The sequence below is a fragment of the Fructobacillus sp. ESL1129 genome (genome assembly GCF_058507945.1).
Genome location: NZ_CP196668.1, coordinates 398,101 through 422,536 on the forward strand (window position 1 = coordinate 398,101; position 24,436 = coordinate 422,536).

Below are 24,436 nucleotides of genomic sequence, written 5' to 3' on the forward strand. Positions count from 1 at the left end.
CTAACCTTTTTCTTTAAAAAGGACATTTTTCTCGCCAAAGATGCTTTTTAGTTGGTTAAAAACCATGCTGTCATTTGATAGTGCATATTGACTTGGTAAATTTTGTCGCTTACGAGTACTTGGCCAGTAAAGAGTAACCAGATGATGACCAGCATGGCGCTTCATTAATTCCCAAAGCGCTGCCTTCTGCTTTTCTTCGACCGTTTCATCAGTCAAACGCAGAAACCAAGTGCCCCCTTTTCCGGAAGTTTCCGCCTTTTTTACAAGGTCATCCGAACTTCGTTTAGCGTTCCCCTCATCAGGATTAGCAACTTGTATTTGATTCGCAATCAAGGAAAGTCCCTGCCGTTGCTCAGTCTTTCCGGCAACTTTCAGAACACGACCGACTTTTAATTGTTCCGCCAAACGCTCGTACATTTTCGGAAAGACCGTGACATCGATGGAACCCGTCATATCAGAAACGGAAAGGAAGGCCATTTGGTCCCCTTTCTTCGTTTTAATCACCTTAACTTGTTTAACCAAGCCGTAGATTTTAACTTGCTGATTCGACTGCAAGTCAGCGATAACCTGCACTTCATTTCGATCATAGTCACTTTGAAAGGCTTCCGTCGGGTGTCCCGATAAATTAAAGCCAAGCACCTCTTTTTCCTTTTGCAAGCGTTCAACCAAACCAAAGTCCGGTAAAAGTTTCATCTTGGTTTCTTGCAAAACCTGATCACCAAAGGCAGCGGCAGTCAACAAATCCTGCCAATTACCAATTAATTCAGCCCGATTAAAACCAAAGTGATCGAAGGCACCGGCGTAGGTTAGCAGATTAAGAATTTTTTCTTTCCGCCATTTTTCAGGAAGAGCCAGCAAAAAGGCATGCAAAGTCTTAAATGGTCCTAACTGCTCACGAATTTGCAGAATATCTTGAACAAAAGGTGACGGCAGTCCAGCAATATTACCTAGCCCCATTTGTAAGGATTGGTCATCAATGGACCAGTCCGCTTGCGAACGATTGATGTCCGGGCCGAGGACCTTGATTTGACGTCGCCTTGCTTCTTGAAGATATCCCTGCGCTTTCGCTGCTCCTCCCTGATGGGCATTTAGAAGAGCGGTGTAGAAAGCCAAGGGTGCATGGGCTTTTAAGTAGGCAAGGGAAAAGGATAATTCCGAATAAGCAACGGCATGGGACTTGTTAAAGCCATAGTTAGCAAACTGATCAATATAGGCAAAAAGTCGTTCCGCCTCCTGCTCACTATGTCCTTTCTGCTTGGCCCCCGCTAAAAAGCTTTCCTTTGCTTGCGCCATTTGCTTCAGCTTCTTTTTTGACATAGCCGACCTTAAAAAGTCCGCCTGGGATAAGCTAAACCCTGCATAAGCTTCGGCAACCTGCATCACTTGTTCTTGATAGACCAAAATACCGTAGGTATCGGCCAAAATTCGGTCCACAACAGGATCCGACTTTGGCACCGCCTCTTGACCCAGCCGGCGCTTAATAAAGGTTTCGATGTGCTGACTAGGACCCGGACGATACAGTGCAGTCGAGGCCGTAATCAAGGAAAAACGGTCAATTTTTAAACGGCGTAACATTCGCTGCATTCCGGGCGATTCAAATTGGAAGACGCCGTTTGTTTGACCCGACGCAAATAAGGCCAATGTTTCTTTATCCTCAAAGGAAATCTTTTTAATATCAAAGTCTTGACCAAGCACCGGTGCGGCCAACGCCACGCCCTTCGCCAATATCTTCAAAGTCGTCAGACCAAGTACATCAATCTTTAACAGACCAAGCTCTTCAACCGGCCCCTTCGGTAACTGGGTCATTAAATAGCCATCATTTCCGCGTTGAACTGGTAGCGTATCCACTAATGGCGAATCAGACAACACGACACCGGCAGCGTGCGTCGAGTAGTTACGCGGCAGATTTTCCATCTTAATGGCTGTCTTTAACAGCAAGTCGCCAAATTCAAACTTTCGTAATTCAGGTTCAAGTCGGTTTTTGGGATCTGACAGGGTCTCATTTAACGAGACTTTTCGACCATTTTTACCAGCTGGTATGGTGTCCGTTAGTCTTTTTTGCGCTTTAGCGTCGAGTCCAAAAACACGGCCCACATCACGAAGAACTTGCTTTGCTGCCAAAGTACCAAAGGTGATAATTTGGGCAAAGTCTTCTTGACCGTACTTATCATGCAGGTAAGCCAACAATTCATCCCGCCGATCGTCTGGCCAATCAATATCAATGTCTGGCATTTGTGCACGTTCAGGATTCAAAAAACGTTCAAAAAGCAACCCAGAGCGAATCGGGTCAACATTGGTAATTCCCAAGCAATAGGCAACGAGTGAGCCAGCGGCAGAACCACGACCGGAACCGGTTTGTACGTGTTGGTTTCTGGCGAACTTTAAAATATCCCAGACAATTAAGAAATAGTCAGCAAAGCCCAAGTCAATAATGGCTGATAATTCCCGCTCTAAACGAGCTAAATAGGGTTGTGCATCTGAAATACTATCCAAGGCCATCCGCCTTTTCAAACCAGCTTGTGCTAGTTCCCGTAAAAAGTCAGCAGAAGACAAGGTGGAATCCTGCTGATAATGAGGTAAGGCAGGTTTTTTAAAGGTCAAAGAAACCGCCACCGAAGCAACAAAAGCCTCGTTGTTCTCGTATGCTTTTTTTAGGTGAAGGGTTTGTTGATACTCCTGTGCCAGTGTTGCTTGGTCTTTTAAGTAAAAAGCGCCTTTTTCGTGTGATAAACTGGGTAAGTTTTCAAGCTTTGTTCCGGTATCAACGGCCCGAAGTACCTGAGTCGTAAAGGCATCTTCTGGGTTCAAATAATCAACACGGTCCCAGGCAATCAGTGGCAACTTCTTTTTATCTGAATAAGCCGTCAAAGACTTTTGCTGAACGAAGGAAAGTTGCGGATTAATACCAAGGTACTGTTTTTCGACTGAACCAATCTGGCTGGTCAACTGTTCCAAATAACGGTCAGCAGCGGGATCGGACGAAGTAATGAGTTGCCCTAATTCTGATTCAGGCGTCAAAATGAGCGCCACCCCTTCGAGGTGCTTGGCCAACATCGACCAAGTCATAGGCTGGTCATCAAGGGTCATCCTTGTTGAGGATAGATACAGTAAGTTTTGGTACCCCTTTTGGTTGTAGGCCGACAACAAAACCGGAAAGGTCGTTGCCAAGTTCACGAGACCGTTCACCATCAATTGGACAGAAAAAATGGGGAGCACGTCCCGTTTCTTGGCTTCCTTGTAAAAGTCAACGAGCGAATACATGACGTTCTTTTCGGCCAATGAAACTGCTTGGTACCCACGTGCCTTGGCCGTTTCAACGATTTGGTTGACACTACTAGGACTTTGCAGTAATGAATAGGCGCTTTTTACCTGAAGCGGTGCGTACATGGGAACCTCCAATAAAAATAGACAATTAGCTATGTTTATTATACCGAAATTTTGTTCTCATCGTCGGTCAATCTCTGGTCAGTGCACTTGAAATCAATTGTTTTTCACCCTCTTTTTGACAAAACAACTTGACCAATTCTAAAAGAGGCGTAAGATTGTCAGTAAATAAAAAAGGTGGTGAAAAAATGCGCTATATCGTAACCGCAATCTGGTCGGCACTCTTTGGATTGCTGCTCGGCTACTTAATTGCTCAGATGACCAGTGTTGCTTATAATCCGGCAATGTCTGCACTCGTTACCATTATTATTGGTGAATTGGCAACGGTTGTAGTTCCCGCCATTTCAAAAGAAAAGAAGACAGCAAAATAAACTATTTAATTTAAAAAGGACTTTTTGAGAAAATAATCTCGAAAAGTCCTTTTTTGTGTTTCAAATCACGGTGATTTTATTGAACGGCCTGCTGAACAATTTCTAACAAAACAGCTGTTGCTTGTTCCATTACTTGTTCAGAAACAAATTCAAAGCGACCGTGCATGTTTTCACCACCAGCAAAGAGGTTGGGGGTTGGTAAGCCGAGGTAAGTAATCTTTGAACCATCGGTTCCACCACGAACTGGTTCAATCTTTGGTTCGATGCCGAGCGCCTTCATCGCGCTCTCAGCTAACGCGACGACTTCTTGATGATCTTTCAGTACATCCCCCATGTTATAGTACTGATCTTGTATGTCCACATGCACTCGTTCGGTTTCAAAACGTGTATTGAGTTCATCGACAATCAAGCGTAGCCCTTCTTTTTTGGCTTCAAACGCTTTTTTATCGTGGTCACGAATGATGTAGGCCATCGTTGCTTCATCTGGTGTACCATCTAGTGAGCAAAGATGGTAAAAGCCTTGACGCCCTTCCGTCTTTTCAGGTCGCTCATCTACAGGTAATTCATTGTGCAAATCAATGGCCAATTGCAAGGCATTAACCATGGTATCTTTGGCCGTACCTGGATGAACGTTGCGACCCGTAATATTAATCTTGGCACCCGCAGCGTTAAAGGTTTCCCATTCCAGTTCACCAAGTGGACCACCATCCACTGTATAGGCAAAATCAGCGCCAAAACGCTCCACATCAAACTGGTTAGCTCCCCGACCGATTTCTTCATCCGGACCAAAGGCAAAGGCCAAAGGCCCGTGCTTGACTTCTGGGTGGGCCATCAAGTAATCAATTAATGCAAAAATTTCAGCGACACCCGCTTTATCGTCGGCGCCAAGTAACGTCCGGCCATCAGTCGTAATTAAATCGTGTCCCTTATAGTTTTTCAAATTAGGAAAATCTTTTGGATCAAGAACATATCCAGAATCGCTCAATGAAATAATCGAAGCTCCGTCATAATTCTTTACTTCTTGTGGCTGAACGTTCCGGCTTTCAAAGTCGGCTGTATCAACGTGTGAAATGAAGCCGATGGTTGGCACGGCAGCACTGTCGACATTTGCCGGTAATTTTGCAAAGACGTAGCCGTCAGCCATGGTTTGCACATCGCTTAACCCAAGGACCCGCAATTCATCGGCTAGCTCTTTCAAAAAAGCCACTTCTTTAGGATCAGATGGCGTACTCGTCGACTCCTCGTTCGAGCGAGTATCCACCTTAACAAAACGCTTAAATCGTTCAATTAACTTCGGAAACTTTTCAGGCATCATAACCTCCTACAGGTATCGATATGGGTCAGTGTTTACTTGGCTAGTCACAACAGACAAATCCTGGGAAAACCACTCACGGACTTTTTCTGCCATGGGTTCTTTGGCAATGGCTTCCATGTGGTGGTCCGGGTCCAAAACGGCAAAGTCCTCAGCCAAGACATCATGGCCAACGTGATAATACAAATCAGCCGTGACGTATAGGTCAGCACCCGCTGCCTGTGCTTGAGGCCAAAACTTGCCTCCGTCCCCACCAAGAACGGCGACCCTTTGAATCATTCGGTTAGGATCATTGGCGATTAATCGAACGGCCGCTACCCCACACTTACTTTTGACTTGCCGTGAATAATCCGCCATCGAAAGCGGCTTTTTTAAGGTCCCGATTCGACCTAAGCCTGCTTTTGGATTCCGCTCATCGACTACTAGTGGTGTTGCATCCTCAATTTCAAAAGCCGTACAAAGCCAATCATTCAATCCACCAGCTGCCGCATCTAAGTTGGTATGGGAAGAATAAACCACAATGTTTTGTTTGATTAATTCAGCGTACATCTTGTTTTGCGGATTCGACAAATCCAGATTTTTGGCCGGAAAAAACATTGGTTCATGGTGCGCCCAAATAAAATCGACTTGCTGCTCAATCGCCTCCTGAACCGTTTCCGGCCGTACATCCAAAGTCGTCATCACACGGTGAATGGCTTGTTTGGGATCCCCAATCTGTAAACCAGTTGGGTCCCCCTCTTCCGCCAGCTCTTTCGGTGCGAAAGATTCGATTTTTTGAATTAAATCGCTCGCTAAAATCATTAATCAAGCTCCTTTTCAATCTGACCAACCGCCCGTTTTACTTCCGCGTATTTCATACTGTTGGTCTGCTGGGCTTCTTCGAGTCTGTTCAAAACCAACGCTAATCTGTCTCGCTCATGCTGCCACTTGGCCACAAAAACCGGTCCCTTTTCCTTTCTCAAAAAAGGACCAAAAGTCAAATCTTCAGCAGATAGTTTCTGTTGTCCAGGATGCGCCACGATGATTTCATAGCGATGGACACCCTCAGCCACCATTTTTTCTTGAGAAATCCGGTACCCATTCTGAACTAACCAAGCCCGCAGAGCATCCTGATCAGTGTTTGGTTGGAGAACAAGTTGCTGAAACGGTCCGAGTGCCCGACCATCTTCTAGAATTTTTTTAATTAACAAGCCACCCATGCCGGCAATGACAACCGTTTCCACCTCGTCTGTTTTCGACAGAGCCGCTAGCCCATCGGCTAAACGACAATCGATTGAGCCAGTCAGTCTCTGTGACGAAACAGTGGATTTAGCGTTTTGTAAAGGACCCGCCGCCACTTCACCAACGATGGCCTTGGCGACTTTTCCTTGTTCGACCAATGCACTGGCTAAATAGGCGTGGTCCGAACCAATATCGGCCATCTTTTGCTTCGCTTCGACCAATTGGGCGACCGCTGCTAGACGCGGGCTCAACTTAATGTGGGACATGGATATTCTCCTTTAATTATTCACTTTATTATACTGTTTACCTAGGCAAACGACAAGGTAAATGAGAAACAAATTAAAAAACCGCTTACGCGGTTTTTTAAGACAATAAATTCTTAACGGGTGCAAAAGTCTTTCGATGAATCGGGGTTGGTCCTAGTGTTTTTAGGGCCAGCAAATGCTTTTTTGTTCCATAACCATCGTTGTTAGCAAAGTCGTACCCCGGATACTCTTTATCGTAGGCCACCATGATGGCATCACGCGTAACCTTCGCTAAGATTGAGGCTGCACCAATTGTATTGGAGCGCGCATCGCCCTTAATTAGCTTCAATTGCGGAAGAGGGACATCCACAACCATGGCATCAACCAGCAAATAATCAGCCGGAACCGCCAAAGCTTCCACCGCCTGCTTCATTGCTTCACGACTCGCCTCATAAATGTTAATTTCATCAATCCGTTCAGCAGAAACGATACCCACACCGTAGGCAATCGCCTTTTCTTTGATTTCGTTGACAAGAAGATTCCGCACCTTCTCGGATAGCTGCTTTGAATCAATAACACCGTAAACATCAAAGTCCCTTGGCAAAATAACGGCCGCCGCTACCACTGGACCTGCAAGCGGCCCCCGTCCCACTTCATCGGTACCTGCCACTGCTTGGTAGCCCTGCTCCCAAAGTTCGGATTCAAAGGAAAACCGAGTCATGAAATCACCTTTTTGTTTGGCTGATCTTTCAATCCGCCGGTCAAAAGAGCGGAGTGCCGATTGAACCCCTGCACGCGGATCCAAACGCCAAGCGGTCAATCGTGGATCATCATGTTGGGCAGTTTTTAAAGCCGTTCGAATTGTCGTAATGGTTTCAGTCATGTTCGCGATCCAATGTATAGCGCCCTAATTTCCCTGAGCGAAGGTCGTTTAACATCCGGACAGCGGCCTTATCATAGTCGTCCTTAAAGCCGAGCTTCTCCGTGATGGTCAACAAAAGATCAACATCCGATAAATCAAAGGCGTCGGCATTCAAATGATAACGGTCAATGATGGCCTGTTGATTGTAATTTCGAAAATAGGCCAGCATCGAAAGCGCTGCATCATCTTTTGCAAAAATTGTATCCTTGACCGCACCAGTCAAGGCCAACCGTTGCCCAATCTTTTGATCTTCAAACTTCGGCCAAAGAACACCTGGGGAATCCAAAATTTCGAGACCCGTTGCCGTTTTTAACCAAGCGACTTTTTTGGTTACCCCCGGTTTATTGGCCGTAATGGCGACGTTCTTTTGCACGAGGTGGTTTAACAAAGTCGATTTACCGACATTTGGAATACCAGCCAGCATGACACGAATTGGCCGGTTCTTAATGCCTTTGGCTTCTTGTGCGGCCAACTGTTCTTTCAACACCTGCTTGGCGGCCTTTGTCATCACCTGAGCTGTTTTTGGACCACGAGTATCTAGTACAACAACGGCTAAGCCCTGTCGTTCAAAGTACGCTTTCCAAACACTGGTCTCCTTTGGATCGGCCAAGTCAGCTTTCGTTAAAACAAGCAAACGTGGTTTCTTTTCAATGAGTTTATCCACTTCGGGATTACGTGAGGAAAGCGGTAAACGGGCGTCAACAAGTTCAAAAACAATATCGACCAGTGAAAGGTTTTCACGCATTAAACGAAAAGCTTTGGCCATGTGGCCAGGATACCATTGAATATTTTGTCCCATAATTCCCCCAAAACTAACGAGAAGCCTGGTACTCCGACCAGGCTTCATCAAAAATCGTCATTGACATTAGGTAAGGTGCATCCGTTTCCAAATAGTTCGAAATTTCATCAAAATCGGTTGATTGTTTTGGAAAAGAAGCATCCAAAAAGGCGTTATTTGCAAACTGTTGAATTTCAGTCGCAGCCACTGAATTACGGTTTGTCATCAACCAACCGTAAAAGCTTCGCGAACGACTAGGCATTTTGCATCACCCCAGTGAAGGTAAAGCGGTTGCCCTTTACGTCCAATTGATCAGCACGAACGGTCCAACCATTCTTCTTCGTCAATTGGTTCAAATCCAGGGCAATTTGCTGCTGATCAGGCTGAATCGTCACGCCCTTTGGACCAGAATACATGGACTTGATGTAGCCCATTGCCACGTTAACCGGCAAGTCCAACTTGCCTAACTCGACCTTCTTAACCGCCATTACGACGTTGCCATCAGCCGTTGTTTGAGGATCCATCGTTAACTTAGCATCCATCTTTTGACCAAAAATCGTTACGGTTGTCTGAGCCAAAACATCCTGGTCCGTTACTGTGACCGTGTACTTACCATTCGTTTCGTCTGTCAAATAAGTTTTTGACAAAGCGTTAATTTGATCGCGATTTAGCGTCAAATCAATATTCGTTGTCTTGTTATTGGTAACTGCCGTGTAATTAGCACGGGTTGGCACCAACGCCAAGTAGGCCGTGTAGGCACTCCCTGCTAAAATTGCTAGAACTAATAACCAAAAGAACCAAAACCATACGGAACGGCGCTTCTTCATAATCAAATACTCCTTCTTTTCCTTACTTATTCTGCTTCGAACAAAATGGCCAAAGCACCCAAACCAGTGTGTGTTGAAATGAGCGGAGTGGCGACCGAAACTAAGATATCAATATCCGGCCAAATTGCGTTTAACCGTTCAGCCATGGCTTGGGCTTCTTCAGGAATTCCGGCATGGGTTACACCAATGCCCTTCATCTGTTTGAAACCCTTCATCTTTTCAATCACGTCGTCGTTAAACTTGTTCAAAGTCTTCATCCCGCGGCCCTTAACAGCCACATCGACTTTTCCTTCCTTGTCAACAAAAGCACCGACCTTGATATTCAACAAATTACCAATTAAGCCCTGTGTTTTAGACAAACGACCACCGGCCACCATGTTATCAAGATTTCGGAAAGATAAGTAAATGTATGCATTGGCGCGGGCTTTTTCGGCAGCAGCCAACACTTCTTCCATGCTTCCACCGGCCTGGGCTACCCGGGCAGCAGCCAATACGACAAAGCCTTGTGAACGGTCCGCCGAATACGTATCAAAAGTCACGACTTCGTTCTTAACCATCGTGGCTGCCTGGTGCGCCGCATTCACGGTCCCGGACAATCCGGAAGAAATGTGCATGGACAGGATTTGAACGCTGTCATCACCGTCAGCTGCTTGCTCGTAAGCTTCTTGAAAAGCACCGATTGGAGGTTGAGAAGTCCTAGGAATCTCCTTACTCTTGGCCATCTCATCCAAAAATTCCTCGGGTGTTATCGTTACACCATCCTGGTAGATCGTACCATCAATTTCCACAGATAATGGAATAACCGGAATGTCAAAGTCTTTTAATTCTTGTTTTGTCAGTTTTGCGCCTGAATCAGTTACAATCTTAACCTTCGTCATTGCTGCCTCCTAGGCTTTCCGTTTATAAGTCAAAAATTTGATTTCATGTCCATTATCCTGCATCTCAACCTGATTAACCAGTGTGAAATCAGCAAAATTAATGGGCTCCATAAAAGTGTCTCCATCAAAGTCGCCCGCGACTTTGGTGATGGAAAGTTCCGTTGCCATGGGCAGCAACGCTTTGTAAAGCTGTGCCCCACCAGCAACGGTTACTAGGTGATCCTTTGCCCACTCAGCGCGAATCAATCGTTGCAATTCTTCAAGAGAATGGACAACTGTCACTTCATCAAAACCAGGATCAAAATCCTGCTGTCTCGTTAACACAACGGTATGGCGGTCCTTCAATGGACGACCGATGCTATCCCAAGTCGCCCTCCCCATCAACATTGTTGAATGAAGTGTTTCGTTTTTAAAGTGTTTCAAATCAGCGGGAATCCGCCAAGGTAATTGACCATCTTTCCCGATGGCATGTCGATCATCTTCGGCCCAGACCATCCGCAATACTGGCATTCTACTGCTCCTTCACAAAGTCAAAAATGGCTTCTTGTTCGTTTTCTAGTCGACCCTCCACAACGGCCAGCTCGATGGCAGACAGTTGCTTGCCCAACAGAGGACCAGGCGTGGCAAGACCAGCTTTGATCAACTGTCCGCCGTTCACAGCCAAGTCCTTTGCCGACCGAATGGGAAGATTGAAAAACAGCTCCTCAATTTGTCGGAGGAGTGTTGAAGAAAATGACAAAATCTTCAAAACAGCCAACAAAGTCTCAGCTAAATCATTGATTTGATAGACGTCCCAAATGGTTAACGAATCAGCCTTTTGAATAGCCGGTGCTAACCGTCCAACCGTCGCCATGATTTCTCGTGAGAGCTTCCAAGAACGGAGTTCCTTCTGCAAGTCCACAGCGGGTCGCACTATCGTCGCTAAATAAAGAGTCCAGACTTGGGCAAGCGATTGAGGCTGCCTGTTTTGTAAATGGGAAGCTAGGTACAATAAGTGTTCATTTGTAACGAATTCCGCTTGACCAGGCAAATATGGCAACAGGTCAACTTCTACCATCGTTAATAAGGCCTGACCTGCTGCCTGCCCCATTAACATTTTTTCAAATTCAACTTGGATCCGCTCGACAGCAATCTTTTCGAGATTGGGCGCTAATGCTTCCAGAGCCTCCAGCGTTTTCTCCTCGATGGTAAAGTCAAGTTTCGAGGCGAAACGCAGCGCCCGCATCATGCGCAAGGCATCTTCTGTAAACCGCTCCTTGGCATCCCCAACGGCCCGAATCTGCTTTTTTTCCAAATCTCCCAAGCCATTGAACAGGTCAATGACCTGACCATCCGCGTCCAAGGCAAAGGCGTTAATGGTAAAGTCGCGCCGTTTCAAGTCCTCTTCAAGTGAACGAACGAACGTCACCGAATCCGGTCGTCTAAAGTCCGTATAGGTGGATTCAGTTCGAAAAGTCGTGATTTCATACCCTTCGCCGTGATCTAAGACCATCACCGTCCCGTGTTGGATACCGGTGTCAACGGTTTTGTCAAAAATTTGTTTAATCTCTTCAGGGTAGGCCGAACTGGCGATATCAACATCATGGAGTTCTTGGCCTAAAATCATGTCGCGAACACAGCCGCCAACAAAATAGGCCTCATAGCCGGCCTGATTGATTTTTTCTAAGATCGGTTTGGCTGCCACTAACTGACTAGGTAATTCATCAAAATGCATACGCCACCTCAACTGTTCATTCTTACCAATATCTTAGCAAGAATTCAAGACAAATGCACGATTACCACTCGATTACTCAGGGAAAAATGCTTAGTAATCAGCTTCTAACTCTGCTAATCGATTAGCCAGTTCCATTTCCTCAGGATTTAGTCGAACCGCTTCGGCCAAGGTTTCTCGCTCAGCCTGAACCTGACCACTTTCATGGTACCAATCGGCTAAATCATGCAAAAAGTCAACATCCTCAGGGTAATCATTCTTTGCCTGCTCAAAGTAGCCTGCAGCCTTATCATCCTCTTCCTTAGCATGGTAGGCACGCGCCAAATCCCAGTTAAATTTGGGGTCAACCAGATCTTTCTCGTTCGCTTCTTCAATTGTCTTAATGACGGCATCGTAATCGTGTTGGGCCAAGTAAAAGTCGGCAAGTGCTGCAATACTGGTCAAATCCAAGTCGTCTAACGCCAGTGCTTTTTGGTAAGAAGACTCGGCCAATTGATCATCACCCGTTTGAAAAGCTAAGTTACCAGTTAAACGGTACAAGATTGGGTTCGTTTGATCGTAGGACAAGCCAGCTTGATAGGTCTGTAAAGCAGCCTTTTGTTCCCCTGACTTTTCCTGTGCTTGACCAAGCAATGGATATACGGACGTGTAATGCGGATCCTGTTCGAGGATTTCCTCATACAACTTAATGGCCTGATCAATGTCACCCTTCTCTTGATAAAGGAAAGCCAATTGAAACTTTGTATCAGTTGTCAAATCAATCGGTTTAATTTGTTCCAAATAGGCAATCGCATGGTCGACATTGCCCACGGCGGCGTAGGCGGTTCCAATCCGTGCCGCCATATCAACTTGTGCGATCCGACGTTGACCTTGTAGAAGCAGTTCACGGTAAAGCGCAATGGCTTTGTTATATTCACTCATGGCAAAATAAAATTCGGCTAGAGCAAAGGTAACGACTGGCTCATCAGGCGCAAGTTGGCGCGCTTGCTTTAAGGCAAACTCGGCGGATTCTTGTAACCCTTCTTGTTGGTACAAGTCAGCCTTAACCAACAGTGCCTGAAGATAAGCGGGTGAATCAGTCGGAATTTGCGCCAAATATTCTTGCGCCTCCTCCAACTGATCTTCTTCAATTGCAAGCTCGGCAAGAGCGGATTTCAACTGGTCCTCTTCTGGATGCTTTTCTAAAAGCTGTTGGTAGGCCCGTTTTGATTCTTCGACAAAGCCCATCGCATACAAATCTTCGGCGAGTGAAAACACCAAATCATCGGCATCCTCTTTCAAGGATTGTTCGAAGGCACGGTGGGCGCGATCAACCTGCCCAAGGTTTAAAGCACTCATCATTTCCTCTGCATTGCTTGTCATGTGCGCTTTCCTCTTTTCATTTTTAAACAAAAGTCTACAACCATTATAGCCTGTCAATCGTTAAGTATAAAGCATGGATTGCCACAATCCTTCCACCTAGACAAGGGACCAATTACCAAATAGACCAATTCATGTTAAACTATAAATGAACGTGCTGTGGCTTTTGTTAGCACCAAGCATTATTGAAAGGAGATGCCATGTACTCACTAACCAAAAAACGTTGGCAAGCAATCAACGATCGAGATGGCGATTATGATGGCCGTTTTATCTACGGTGTCATGACCGACCACCGGGTATGTTGCCCATCTTGTCAACGTGAAAAAGACTGTTCACCTGAAGATATTCGTATTTTTAAAACAAGTGATGAGGCGCTCTTTGAGGGATTCATCCCCTGTCCGGATTGTCATCCTTTCGGGGATTTGTCCGAAAAGGCTGAATTGGTCAATCAGGTGAAAGTTTACTTAGCCCATCATTACCAAGATCGAATCACCCTTGAATCATTGGCTGAAGCGTTTCAGGTTTCGACCGGCGTTCTTCACCGTGCCTTTATGACCCTTACTGATGAGAGCCCCCAAGCGTACCTTGTCCGTCTTAGGATGTACCACGCTAAGAAAATGCTACGTGATGGAAACGAAGCCGTCGCACTCATTGGCCTAAAAGTGGGCATTCCGAACCTCTCCTACTTTAACACCGTGTTCAAGCAACAGGTTGGGCAAACGGCGGTTCAATATCGAAAAAAAAATAACTAAGCAAAAAGCGACTCACCTGTTCGGTGAGTCGCTTTTTAGTCATCATTTGCTAGTGACCAGTTAGGAAAGACATTGCCCTCCTCACGGTCTGAAGAAATCGTGTAACCATGTAGAATCGATTGTCTTGCAAAGTCAATCGACGTTTTCGCAGCATCTTTCAGTTCTTCATTTTGGGCCAGTCGAGCCGTTAACATGGCAGCCAGTGTGCAACCCGCACCATCCCGATAGTCGGATTGAATGAGCTTGTGACGGATAACAGCGGGATGCCCCTCTTCATCAACTAATAAGTCAACGAATTGGTCAGCCAAGACCTCGTCGCCAGCCTTAAACAAAATGGCACAACGCGCGGACAAACTTAACTGCTTCGTAAAATTCAAAGCCGCTCCCTTGGACTTAGGAATTTCGTCTTCTCCTAGAAGAGACATGGCCTCTCGCAAATTGGGAGTTGCGACCGTTGCTAACGGAAATAGCTGCTCAATATAGGCCTTAATGATGGAACGTTCCAAAGTCAAATTACCCTCTTTAAAGAAAAGAACGGGATCAACAACCACTGGACCAATGTAATCTTTTAAGAAACGAACAACCGAATGGATTTGTTCCAGCGAACAGAGTAAGCCGACTTTGATGGCATCAAAGTGATCCACTTGTCCAACCGAAGCCAATTGGGCATCAAAAGTCGACTGATCCACCGGCTTAATCCGAACGCCATCTTTTTCAATAATCGCTAAGGATGAAATAACGGAGAAGCCAGCCACGCCTTGCGTCGCAAAAGTCGCTAAATCAGCTTGGAGCCCACCCCCTGAAAGGGAATCAGACCCTGCAATTGTCAAGACTTTTTTGACCATACTTACCTTCATCCTCCGATAAAAAACGAGCTAAAGGGCCCGAAACTGTTGATTCACTACCGCCAACCAGCAACATTATTGCTTGCTGGTTTCTTTCTTAGACGGCTTGTCACCGTTTTTCTGATCATCGCTATCTGCCTTCGGCTTTTCCCATGAGACAAAGTCACAGTCAGGGTAACGGGAACAACCATAGAACTTTCGACCACGTTTGGTCTTACGTTCAACGACCTGACCCTTGTGGCACTTCGGACATTCAATGCCAATTTCTTGGACAATGGCTTTGGTATTCCGGCAGTCAGGGAAACGGGAACAGGCGTAGAACTTGCCATACCGTCCCATCTTAACGACCATCGGTGCGCCGCAGACTTCACAATCCATTCCAGCCAGTTCATCATGCATGGTGATTTTTTCAAGCGTTTTCTCGGCCGATTCGACTTCCTTTGAAAACGGCTTGTAGAACTCATCGACAACCGGTACCCATTTTTTATCGCCCACTTCAATCTCGTCAAGTGAGTGTTCAACTTGGGCAGTAAACTTGGTATCCGTAATGTCTGGGAACTTATCATCCACAATGTTTTGAACGATTTCACCCAGTTCCGTGGGAACAAATTTACGGGCATCAACTCGAACATAGTTCCTTCGCTGAATCGTATCAAGCGTTGGCGCATAAGTTGATGGACGACCAACCCCGTTTTCTTCTAAGGCTTTAATCAAAGCCGCTTCCGAATAACGAGCTGGTGGCATCGTAAAGTGTTGCTCCGGGTCCGTCTTCGCCAAATCAACAACGTCCCCCTCTGCCAAATCCGGCAGTAAGTTATCTTTCTCCTTAGCAGCAGGATACGCTTTGGTGAAACCAGGGAACTTCGTCTTTGAGCCATTGGCGTGGAAAAGCACCCCGTTTTGCTCAACCGTGACGGCCATTGTATCAAGAATTTCAGGTGTCATCAAGGAGGCAACAAAACGAGACCAGATCAGGGAATAGAGCTTGAATTGATCCGGGGTCAGCTTGTCCTTAATCGATGACGGTGTCTTGGTCACATCCGTAGGTCGGATGGCTTCGTGGGCATCCTGGGCCCCTTCCTGTGGGGTCCCCGCAACGGGTTTATGGCTTGAATACGCCTCACCCCATTCATCATGAATGTACTGCGCTGCTGCGTTTTTTGCCACGGCAGACAGACGGGTCGAATCAGTACGCATATAGGTAATCAGTCCAACCTGGCCCAAACCACGGCCGAGGTTAATTCCTTCATACAGTTGCTGCGCCGTCATCATGGTTTTCCGTGTTCGAAACTTCAACTGCGTGTTAGCCGCTTGTTGCATCGTTGAGGTTGTGAACGGTGGTTGTGGTGAACGCTTTCGTTCCTTAGCCTTAACGGCCGAAATCGTAAAGGGCTTTTCTTGATCAAGCTGTTTCATCACGCTCTGAACGGCTGCATTGTCGGGCAAGGGTTGTTTCTTGCCAGCAAAGCCGTAGAAGTTGGCTTTGAACTTGGAACGGCCCTTCTTAAATTCGGAATCCAAGGTCCAATACTCTTCCGGTCGGAAGGCCTGAATCTCTTTCTCACGAGCAATAATCAAGCCCAAAGCAACTGATTGAACGCGTCCTGCAGAAAGGCCTCGCTTCACCGTCTTCCATAGCACGGGTGAAATGGAATACCCAACCAGTCGGTCAATAATTCGACGTGCCTGCTGCGCATCCACGAGGTCTTGGTTAATCGTCCGTGGTTCCTTAAAGGCGTTTTTAACGGTGTCTTTTGTAATTTCATTAAAAACAACCCGGTTGGCCTGTTCAGGATCCAAGCCAAGGATGTACTGCAAGTGCCAAGCAATGGCTTCCCCCTCACGATCCGGATCGGATGCGAGGTAAACTTGCTTTGCATTCTTGGCAGCCTTCTTTAGGTCCTTAATGACAGGACCCTTTCCCCGAATATTAATGTACTTTGGTTGGTAGTTATCTAGAACGTCAACGCCTAAAGTTGACTTTGGTAAGTCACGGACGTGACCGATTGAAGCAACCACTTGATAAGTCGACCCAAGGTACTTTTCAATGGTTTTTGCCTTCGAAGGTGACTCAACAATCACCAGTTTTTTATTCTTAGCAGTCCTTGTTTTTTTGGCTGCTGTTTTCTTACGAGTCGTCGTCTTGCTCGTTTTCTTTTCTGCCACGACAGATCCTCACAGTTCTTCAAATTATCTGCATTATAGCATAGAAAGCGCAGAAACAAAGGCTCTTTCATCAGAATATTATAAAATAAAGGAGCAAAATTGCCAATTAAGCTCAGCATTTTACCCCTTTCCTTTTAATTGATGACGAGGGTGCTCAAGGAACACCTCGTCCATTTTTATTTAATAATTAATTCGTTGAACCATCGGTTGCTTTTCGACCAGGCACCGACCCTTTCGAAATGAATACAGCATCGTTCGGCGTTCGTTCAAAACATCGTAAAAGTTTTCGGCGTCGTAGACCAAGAAGCTGGCCTCCTTACCGACTGCGAGTCCATAGCCTTCCGCCCGATGCAAAGTCTTAGCCCCGTTGATTCCAATCAATTCGTAGGAAGAAAGAATTTGTTGATAGCCCATTAAGCCACTGGCTAAAATACCAACGTACAAGCTATCCAGTAAATTACCATCCCCCATTGGATACCAGGGGTCCTTAACATCATCTTCCCCAAACGAAACATTAATGTGGTTTTCGAGCAACTCCTTCACCCGCGTTAAGCCCCGGCGCTTTGGATACGTATCAAAACGGCCACCCAAGTGCAGGTTAACTAGTGGATTGGCCACCATATTAATTTCTGAAAGTCGTAATAGGCGCATCAATTTATAGGCGTAAGCATCGTTAACAGAACCCAGCGAAACGGTATGGCTTGCGGTCACCTTATCCTTCAACCCACTTTCAAGAGCTAGAGTTGCCAAAACTTCTAAGTGCCTTGAGTTCGGATCATCAATTTCGTCACAGTGAACATCCACCAGTAAGTTGTTCTTCTCCGCTAAGTCAACAAGGTAGGCCAACGAATCGTTACCGTATTGCTGATTAAATTCGTAATGCGGGATGCCGCCAATACCGTCGACACCAAGTGCAACGGCTTTTTCCATCAATTCTTTGCCGTTTGGAAAGGACAAAATGCCTTCTTGTGGAAAGGCAATTAACTGTAAATCAATGAAGGGCGCCACTTCTTCTCGAACTTCGATTAGTGCACGCAGAGCGGTTAGCGATGGATCCGTCACGTCCACGTGACTCCGGACATATTGAATGCCGTGACTAGCCATTTTTTTGAGTGTCTCGGTCGCTCGTGTTTTCACGTCATCTCGATTTAGACTTTTCTTCCGTTCCGACCAAATCCGGATGCCATCAAAGAGCGTTCCGGTTTCATTCCACTCCGGCTGCCCAGCTGTTAACGTCGAATCAAGATGAACGTGTGAGTCAACAAAGGGTGGAATCACTAACTTTCCTTTTAAATCAATGACTTGATCGGCACCTGCAGACAACGTTGGCGCCATCTCGATAATCCGACCATCTTTAATCCGAAAGTCGGTCGTTGTCTTGGCATTTTCAATCCGTGCGTTCTTAATAATCATTGCTTTGCCTTTCGCTTACTTTGATATTGGAGCAGGCCATAGTACAGTAAGGCCACAATGGCCATAACAATAAAGGTGGCACCCGTTGTTTCCTTCAAAAAGGCAACGTTTGACAAAATGAGGTACAGAAGAACGCCGAAGGCAAAGAGAATAATAACCGGGTAATTGAAGCCCCCCTTGTACCAGAAGGCGCCCCGCTCTTGTTCGAAGTTTGGCTGAACGTACGTTTCTTTGTCATAAAAATAGTCCACCACCATGATTGCAATAATTGGTCCAAGCAACATCCCAATGTAGTCCAAAAACGCGGTAAAGACGGCAAGAAAATCCCCATTAATTAGTGGGATAAAAGTCAGCAACGTCGCAATGACCGTCGCAATTAACAATGATGAACGGAGTGACAACCGACTAAAGAGGTTGTTCAGAGCCGATCCAGAAGCTTGCAGGTTCACGGCGTTTGACGTCATGCTCGTCAACACAATCACCACCATGGCCACTGTTCCCAACCCTAGTTCATTGGCAACGGTACTGGGATCAGAATTATCAGGGTTATAAATTCCGGATGTGAGTGCAATACTAATGGCCGTACTCATGCCCATGGCTGCAAAGGAAACAACCCCCACAAGCGCTCCCCAAAAAGCAGGAACTGTGGAAACGCTTTTCGTCTTTGCAAACCTTGAAAAGTCCGCTGCCGACGTAACCCATGCTAAGTTAAACGCCGCCAAAATATCAAGCGCCGCCCCAAATGGCATCCGGTCCTTAACCGGTACCGTCCAGTTAAGTAATTCATGGAAGGACACATGCCGGAAGACAACGATTCCTTCCCATAGGACAAAGAAAATTACCAGAATGATGCCGACACGTTCGATAATGCGGACGGACTTTTGACCAGAAATAATACTCAAGATGTGCAAAACACTCATAATCAAAATTCCGACAATCAATCCCTTGTTACCGCCACTTTGACCAAAAAGTGGCCAACCAAAGAAACTGTGGAAAATAAAAGATAACGAGGTGGCAGCAATAAACGTGTTCACCGCCGTCCAGCCCATGAACATGATGAAGTTAATGACCGAAGGAATCACACTGCCACGAATACCGAAACTAGCTCGACTCAAGGTTGTCGTAGACAATCCGGTTTCATAACCCATCAATGAAACTAAGCTCAAAAATAAGTATGAAATTACGGAGGCAATCAGCATTGCCCAGAAACCACCGACTAAGCCACAAGCCGCAATAATTCCCCCAATATACCAAGTACCGTTATTTGCGTTAGCCCCAAACCAGGTCGCAAACATATCCCAACGACCTAAGTTTCGTTGACCTTTTCCAACAGGATTTACCTGAAACCGCTTTTCTGCCATTTTAACCCCTTTCTTCTCCATCAAAAAAACACCCCAAACAATAATTGCTCAGTGTGTCATCAAAAAGCAGGGAATAAGCCCCTATTCATCCAATTTATGACAACTTTTGATTTCTCTGAACCAATTAAAGTTTAATCAAGGATAACATAATTAATGTTACAAATAAAAAAAAATTTATTCAGGTTAGAAACCTGAAAGATTAGCGAGAATATCACTGGTTGATTGAACAACGGTTGCCCCGGCTTGAATCAGTTCATGACAACCACTGGATTCATCAGAAAAGATTGACCCTGGAACCGCGAGCACGTTCCGGTTATTTTGCAACGCACTATTGGCCGTAATTAACGAACCAGAATGTTGCTTTGCTTCCACCACCATGGTTGCAGAGGCCAAACCAGCAATAATTCGATTTCGTTCTGGAAAATGTCCCCTATGGGAGGGCACGTCATCAGGGTATTCAGACAAAAGGAGTCCCTGTAGCGCGACCTCCTCTTGTAGCTGACGGTTTCGAACCGGATAGGCATGGTTTAGGCCACTACCAATAACAGCAACCGGAACCCCTCGGTTTGAAAAAGTCACCTGATGGGCCATCACGTCGATTCCCCTTGCCAAACCTGAAACGATGGCAACACCGTGCTCAATCACTCCAGGAAGTAGTCGGCGCAGGCAGGAAAAGCCGTAAGGCGTTGCCGTTCTAGTACCAACAACGGCAAGCGCTGGAAGACGCAAAGCGCGCAGGTCCCCGCGATAAAACAAAATCAATGGTGGCTGAAAGATTTGCCGTAATTGTTCGGGGTAGGCATCATCAAAATAAGTAACATAGGAGAACACCTCCCGCTGCTCCTCGACACGTCGAAGGGCCGCCCGGTAGGCGCCTGCAATTCGAGCAAAAATCTGACTCGTCGGATCAAGACCAACGATGACGGCTAAAGTCATTTCAGACCATGGATAACCAGTTGGTGCCCGTTTTTCTTCAATTCCCTTAATGATTTGTGCCTTACGAGCCAAACCTAAGCCTGTGGTGAGCTGTATTGCCAATAAAAAATCTCTTTCTTCCATACCGCCCTCCTTCATAAAGTATCACGAAGGACAACGGTAAAAATCAAACAAAAAAGGATAGAAAATTCTATCCTTCAACAATCTCAGACAACTCAGCCCAACGATCCATTTTTTGTTCGAGGACTTGTTGCTTTTCTTCCAACTCCGACTGGAGACTCACGACTTTTTCGTAGTCAGAACCATTGTCAGCCATGGCTTGATTCAATTTCTCAACCGCCGCTTCCAGTTCAGCAATTTCATCCTCAATTGTTGACCATTCCTGTTTCTCTTTATAAGTCAACTTACGTTTCTTGCTTCCCGGCTTTGGTTTTTCCGCTTTCTGATCATTGGTCGTCTTCACCTTCTTATCGGTCGTCTCCTTGGGTAAGATTACATCTGTCAAATAATCAGAAAAGGCACCGTTATAGCGATCAACTTGACCGTGGCCCGATAAGTAATAACCATAGTCAGCGACTGAATCAAGAAAGTAACGATCGTGTGACACCGTGACGATGGTACCGGAAAACCGGGCTAAAAATTGCTCCAAAACAGTCAGTGTTCCAATGTCCAAATCGTTTGTCGGCTCATCAAGGAGCAAAACATTGGGCGCTTGCATTAGAATCTTCAACAGGTAAAGTCGCCGCCGTTCGCCACCCGATAGCTTTCGAACCAATGTGCCGTGCATGAAGGAAGGAAAAAGGAACTGTTCCAACAAGTCTTTAGCAGAGACGGATTGACCATTTTCGTCTTGAATTGTTGACGCAACGTCAGTTAAGTATTCAATGACCCGTTTATCATCCGGAATCTCTTCCGTAACCTGAGTGTAGTAGCCGATTTTAACCGTCTGACCGATTTCATAAGTACCATCAGTCAGTGGTAGTCGACCAGCCAAAACATTCAGTAAGGAAGACTTTCCCACGCCATTCGGACCGGTGATACCGATTCGGTCACGCTGGCCAAGTAGCATGGACAAATCCTTGAAAATCAGTCGATCGCCAAAGGAAAGCGTGGCATGGTCTAATTTCAAAACCTTTTTCCCAAGGCGCGATTGGCCAAGTGAGAGCTCGATGTCTTCGTCTTGTTTGACCTGTCCCATGGACTCTTCTAACTTCGCGAAGGCTTTTTCACGTCCCTTTTGTTTCGTTGTTCGGGCACGAGCGGACTTATTCATCCAGATTTTCTCTTGCTCGTACTTCTTTTCTCGTTTGTGTTCAGCGAGTGCTTCGTCAGCCTGTCGTTCAGATTTACCACTTAAGTAGTCTTGGTAATTGCCTTCGTACTCGTATAGTTTCCCAAACGAGAGCTCAAAAATACGATTCGTCACCCGATCCAAGAAATAGCGGTCGTGCGTCACGGTTAACAGGGCGCCCTTGTACTTGGCCAAATACTGCTCCAACCAAGCGATGGAATCAAAGTCTAGGTGGTTGGTTGGCTCGTCCAAAATCAGTAAATCAGGCTCTTGAATCAACACTTGCGCCATGCCGACGCGTTTTTTTTGACCACCGGACAAGTTTTTCACTTCGGCCTTCAAATCGGTTAAATGCAATTGTGTCAAAATCGTTTTAATCTGCGATTCAATTGTCCATGCATCATCACGATCCATGGCTGCCTGCGCCTTTTCGAAGCGGTCGGCCGCCTTTTCATCCTCTGGATGTAACGAAAAGAAATCCAGTGCCTCTTGATAATGACGAACCGTTTGAAAAATGGGCTGGTCACCAGAATAGACGGCATCAAGGACGGTTAAATGACCGTCTAGGTTTGGTTCTTGCTCCAAATAGCCAATTCGATAGTCGTTTTGTGTCGTAATGGTTCCCTTGTCTGCGGGATGTTTTCCAGACAAAGCGTTGAGCAGTGTGGTCTTCCCAGAGCCATTCACGCCAACTAATCCAACCCGATCACCGGAAGAAATCAAAAAAGAAAGGTCGTCAAACAAGACCTTTTCGCCATAAACTGATGTTAAGTTATCAACTCGAAATTGTTTCATACTCTTATTATACTGAAAACCAACTAGTTTTGCCGATTATCGTGGTAAACTATTGAAAGAAAAGTTCACCAAAAACGGGACAGATTATGATTAATAGTATCCAAAAAAATAAAATCGGCTTATCCGTTCTCGCCTTGATTAGCCTAGCGACTTTCCTGCTAGTTCTTTCTTTAGCTCAACAGAACCAGCTAACCACTAGACCAGACGACGTGCCTTTAAGAAATGAACCAAATCGAACCAGTAAAAAAATTGTATCCTTAAAGTCCGGCACCAAACTAACCGTTTTGAAGCGCCAGAACGGTTGGTGGTACGTACGCGATTCCAAGGATGACACTAAGGGATGGGTGGCTTCCTGGGTAGCCAACAACACCTTCTTAAAAAAGCCAACGCCCCTTTCAGAAGCGACCATCGTCTTGGATCCGGGCCATGGTGGTAGTGACACCGGTGCCCTATCCTACAACAATAAGTATTACGAAAAAACCTACACACTCAAAACAGCCCTCGCCACCCGTAAAGAATTAGAAAAGACAGGGGCCCGGGTATTCATGACTAGAACCACCGATGTTGTTGTTCCCCTTCTATACATCCCCCGACAAGCTGAAAAGTATCAGGCAGACGCCCAAATTTCCTTCCACTTTGATGCTTCCGGCACTCATAACTCAGCTTCTGGCATTTCACAGTATTACTACAACAGTAACTCCCTCGCCTTGGTTAAAAGTCTTTCCTCGTCGTTAAACAACCTTCCCTTAGAAAACCGCGGCTATGATTCAACCCCCTACCTAGTGATTAAGGACGTCAGTCGTCCAGCCGTACTTCTTGAACTCGGTTTTATTGATTCCGACAAGGATCTTTCCTACATCAGATCAAGCACCTATCAAGAAAAGGTCGCAAAGGACATCCGGAGTGGTTTAATGAACTACATTCAAAGCAACTAAAAAAGTCAGTCGAATCAATCGACCGACTTTTATTATGCTCATGGTTGTAAGACAGTGGCTTGCTTTTCTTCGACCGAACGATCGAGATAAAAAAGTAAGAACAAGGAAAGGATAACGGACGGTAAAAAGGATACTAACATCTCCGTCCAGCTACCGACAACGAGGGGTTGCACGATGTTATCTTGCAAATCAAAGAGAAAGTGGGCTATTGCAAGTGGCCAAATTTGGTTGCTAACAATCCGGAGTGTTACAAAAATCATCCCAATGGCGAAAGTATACACAACCTGCTGTGCCACGGCTTCGGCCGGTTCATCAGCCAAATTCGCTAAGTGTAGCAAACAAAAGAGGAAGCTAGTGACCACCGCAATAATGGTTAAGCGATGCTGCTTCACTTGGTAGCGATTCAACATTCGCTGAACTAAGTTGAAAAGATAGCCCCGGACAAAGTACTCCTCAAAGCAGCCGGCCCCAATGGCAATAAAGACACAACTCAAAAGAATTTTCATGGGCGATCGAAAGACATTTAGACCACTCTGAATGTTGCCATTCATCAGATAAAGAAAAAGAAAGTACAAGACCAGAACGACTGCGAGTCCCCTTTCTTTTCGATCCAGTGAAAGGCGGGTAGCAAAAACCTTTTCATGGTTTGTCACTCGCCGAACTAACCAGATAAATAGCACAAGAATAACGGACAAGATAACGCACAAGAAAACGGTTCCCTGTAATGATATTACTGTCGGGTAATTTGGATAAAAGGTTAACCCCAAAATGAACAAAAATAAAATGAGCACACCGTGGTGCTTTTTATTGCTTTTCCGTTTTTTAAATAACGACATCGTACTGCTTTCTCCCTTACTGTTTTTCGATAAGTAGATTGTCTAGGACACTGACTTTTACAGTATAGCAAAATCATTTACCATCCGCTGCATGCTCT

General features: G+C 45.8%; 22 protein-coding genes. 3 read left to right on the forward strand and 19 right to left on the reverse strand.

Going from position 1 to position 24,436, the window contains the following annotated elements; all coding sequences use genetic code 11:
• Complete coding sequence (locus tag ACSYSL_RS01970; protein WP_491708904.1) at window positions 1-3,387, reverse strand: DNA polymerase III subunit alpha; 3,387 nt, start codon at window positions 3,385-3,387, stop codon at window positions 1-3.
• A 185-nt stretch (window positions 3,388-3,572) separates the two neighbouring features.
• Here ACSYSL_RS01970 and ACSYSL_RS01975 point away from each other — a divergent pair, with 185 nt between their 5' ends.
• Window positions 3,573-3,755: a YjzD family protein gene (locus tag ACSYSL_RS01975; protein ID WP_029489907.1), complete on the forward strand. Its 183-nt coding sequence runs from the start codon at window positions 3,573-3,575 to the stop codon at window positions 3,753-3,755.
• A 76-nt stretch (window positions 3,756-3,831) separates the two neighbouring features.
• On the opposite strand, the gene pepT is transcribed toward ACSYSL_RS01975, so the two are convergent.
• The 11 genes from pepT to ACSYSL_RS02030 all read right to left on the reverse strand — a co-directional run bounded on the left by pepT (window position 3,832) and on the right by ACSYSL_RS02030 (window position 13,041).
• Entirely contained in the window at window positions 3,832-5,070 is a 1,239-nt protein-coding gene (gene pepT, locus ACSYSL_RS01980) for a peptidase T (protein ID WP_491708905.1), read from the reverse strand.
• 6 nt (window positions 5,071-5,076) lie between these two features.
• A complete protein-coding gene (locus tag ACSYSL_RS01985; protein WP_491708906.1) occupies window positions 5,077-5,868 on the reverse strand; it encodes a Nif3-like dinuclear metal center hexameric protein in 792 nt (263 codons plus the stop codon).
• The gene (locus tag ACSYSL_RS01990) at window positions 5,868-6,554 is read right to left on the reverse strand and encodes a tRNA (adenine(22)-N(1))-methyltransferase (protein WP_491708907.1); all 687 of its coding nucleotides are present in this window, start codon (window positions 6,552-6,554) and stop codon (window positions 5,868-5,870) included. Before ACSYSL_RS01990 ends, ACSYSL_RS01985 begins: the two co-directional genes overlap by 1 nt.
• 97 nt (window positions 6,555-6,651) lie before the next feature.
• On the reverse strand, window positions 6,652-7,416 hold the full coding sequence (gene rnhB / locus ACSYSL_RS01995) for a ribonuclease HII (RefSeq protein WP_491708908.1): 765 nt from the start codon (window positions 7,414-7,416) through the stop codon (window positions 6,652-6,654).
• Window positions 7,409-8,254: a ribosome biogenesis GTPase YlqF gene (gene ylqF, locus ACSYSL_RS02000; RefSeq protein ID WP_491708909.1), complete on the reverse strand. Its 846-nt coding sequence runs from the start codon at window positions 8,252-8,254 to the stop codon at window positions 7,409-7,411. Before ylqF ends, rnhB begins: the two co-directional genes overlap by 8 nt.
• Window positions 8,255-8,267: 13 nt before the next feature.
• A complete protein-coding gene (locus tag ACSYSL_RS02005; RefSeq protein WP_010691743.1) occupies window positions 8,268-8,495 on the reverse strand; it encodes a YozE family protein in 228 nt (75 codons plus the stop codon).
• A complete protein-coding gene (locus ACSYSL_RS02010) occupies window positions 8,488-9,060 on the reverse strand; it encodes a YpmS family protein (protein WP_010691744.1) in 573 nt (190 codons plus the stop codon). The genes ACSYSL_RS02005 and ACSYSL_RS02010 overlap by 8 nt, the downstream gene beginning before the upstream one ends.
• A 26-nt stretch (window positions 9,061-9,086) precedes the next feature.
• On the reverse strand, window positions 9,087-9,938 hold the full coding sequence (locus ACSYSL_RS02015) for a DegV family protein (RefSeq protein WP_010691745.1): 852 nt from the start codon (window positions 9,936-9,938) through the stop codon (window positions 9,087-9,089).
• A 9-nt stretch (window positions 9,939-9,947) separates the two neighbouring features.
• A complete protein-coding gene (locus ACSYSL_RS02020) occupies window positions 9,948-10,448 on the reverse strand; it encodes a dihydrofolate reductase (protein ID WP_338349496.1) in 501 nt (166 codons plus the stop codon).
• Between the two features lies 1 nt (window position 10,449).
• Window positions 10,450-11,652, reverse strand: coding sequence for a CCA tRNA nucleotidyltransferase (locus tag ACSYSL_RS02025; RefSeq protein ID WP_491708910.1), 1,203 nt, complete (start codon window positions 11,650-11,652; stop codon window positions 10,450-10,452).
• 90 nt (window positions 11,653-11,742) lie between these two features.
• Window positions 11,743-13,041: a tetratricopeptide repeat protein gene (locus ACSYSL_RS02030; RefSeq protein ID WP_491708911.1), complete on the reverse strand. Its 1,299-nt coding sequence runs from the start codon at window positions 13,039-13,041 to the stop codon at window positions 11,743-11,745.
• A 167-nt stretch (window positions 13,042-13,208) separates the two neighbouring features.
• On the opposite strand from ACSYSL_RS02030, the gene ACSYSL_RS02035 reads away from it, so the two are divergent.
• Window positions 13,209-13,760 carry a helix-turn-helix domain-containing protein gene (locus ACSYSL_RS02035; RefSeq protein ID WP_248657034.1) on the forward strand — a complete coding sequence of 184 codons (552 nt, stop codon included), beginning with the start codon at window positions 13,209-13,211 and terminating at the stop codon, window positions 13,758-13,760.
• A 35-nt stretch (window positions 13,761-13,795) separates the two neighbouring features.
• On the opposite strand, the gene ACSYSL_RS02040 is transcribed toward ACSYSL_RS02035, so the two are convergent.
• The 6 genes from ACSYSL_RS02040 to ACSYSL_RS02065 form a co-directional block, all read right to left on the reverse strand.
• The gene (locus ACSYSL_RS02040; protein ID WP_010691751.1) at window positions 13,796-14,605 is read right to left on the reverse strand and encodes a hydroxymethylpyrimidine/phosphomethylpyrimidine kinase; all 810 of its coding nucleotides are present in this window, start codon (window positions 14,603-14,605) and stop codon (window positions 13,796-13,798) included.
• 75 nt (window positions 14,606-14,680) lie between these two features.
• On the reverse strand, window positions 14,681-16,771 hold the full coding sequence (topA, locus tag ACSYSL_RS02045; RefSeq protein WP_491708912.1) for a type I DNA topoisomerase: 2,091 nt from the start codon (window positions 16,769-16,771) through the stop codon (window positions 14,681-14,683).
• A 180-nt stretch (window positions 16,772-16,951) separates the two neighbouring features.
• A complete protein-coding gene (gene codA / locus ACSYSL_RS02050; RefSeq protein ID WP_491708913.1) occupies window positions 16,952-18,184 on the reverse strand; it encodes a cytosine deaminase in 1,233 nt (410 codons plus the stop codon).
• Window positions 18,181-19,545: a cytosine permease gene (locus ACSYSL_RS02055; protein WP_491708914.1), complete on the reverse strand. Its 1,365-nt coding sequence runs from the start codon at window positions 19,543-19,545 to the stop codon at window positions 18,181-18,183. The genes codA and ACSYSL_RS02055 overlap by 4 nt, the downstream gene beginning before the upstream one ends.
• Before the next feature lie 183 nt (window positions 19,546-19,728).
• On the reverse strand, window positions 19,729-20,604 hold the full coding sequence (dprA, locus tag ACSYSL_RS02060) for a DNA-processing protein DprA (protein ID WP_491708915.1): 876 nt from the start codon (window positions 20,602-20,604) through the stop codon (window positions 19,729-19,731).
• Window positions 20,605-20,671: 67 nt separating this feature from the next.
• Complete coding sequence (locus tag ACSYSL_RS02065; RefSeq protein WP_491708916.1) at window positions 20,672-22,567, reverse strand: ABC-F family ATP-binding cassette domain-containing protein; 1,896 nt, start codon at window positions 22,565-22,567, stop codon at window positions 20,672-20,674.
• Window positions 22,568-22,653: 86 nt separating this feature from the next.
• On the opposite strand from ACSYSL_RS02065, the gene ACSYSL_RS02070 reads away from it, so the two are divergent.
• The gene (locus ACSYSL_RS02070; RefSeq protein ID WP_491708917.1) at window positions 22,654-23,502 is read left to right on the forward strand and encodes an N-acetylmuramoyl-L-alanine amidase; all 849 of its coding nucleotides are present in this window, start codon (window positions 22,654-22,656) and stop codon (window positions 23,500-23,502) included.
• 38 nt (window positions 23,503-23,540) lie between these two features.
• On the opposite strand, the gene ACSYSL_RS02075 is transcribed toward ACSYSL_RS02070, so the two are convergent.
• The gene (locus tag ACSYSL_RS02075; protein ID WP_491708918.1) at window positions 23,541-24,338 is read right to left on the reverse strand and encodes a CPBP family intramembrane glutamic endopeptidase; all 798 of its coding nucleotides are present in this window, start codon (window positions 24,336-24,338) and stop codon (window positions 23,541-23,543) included.
• Window positions 24,339-24,436 lie beyond the last annotated feature (98 nt).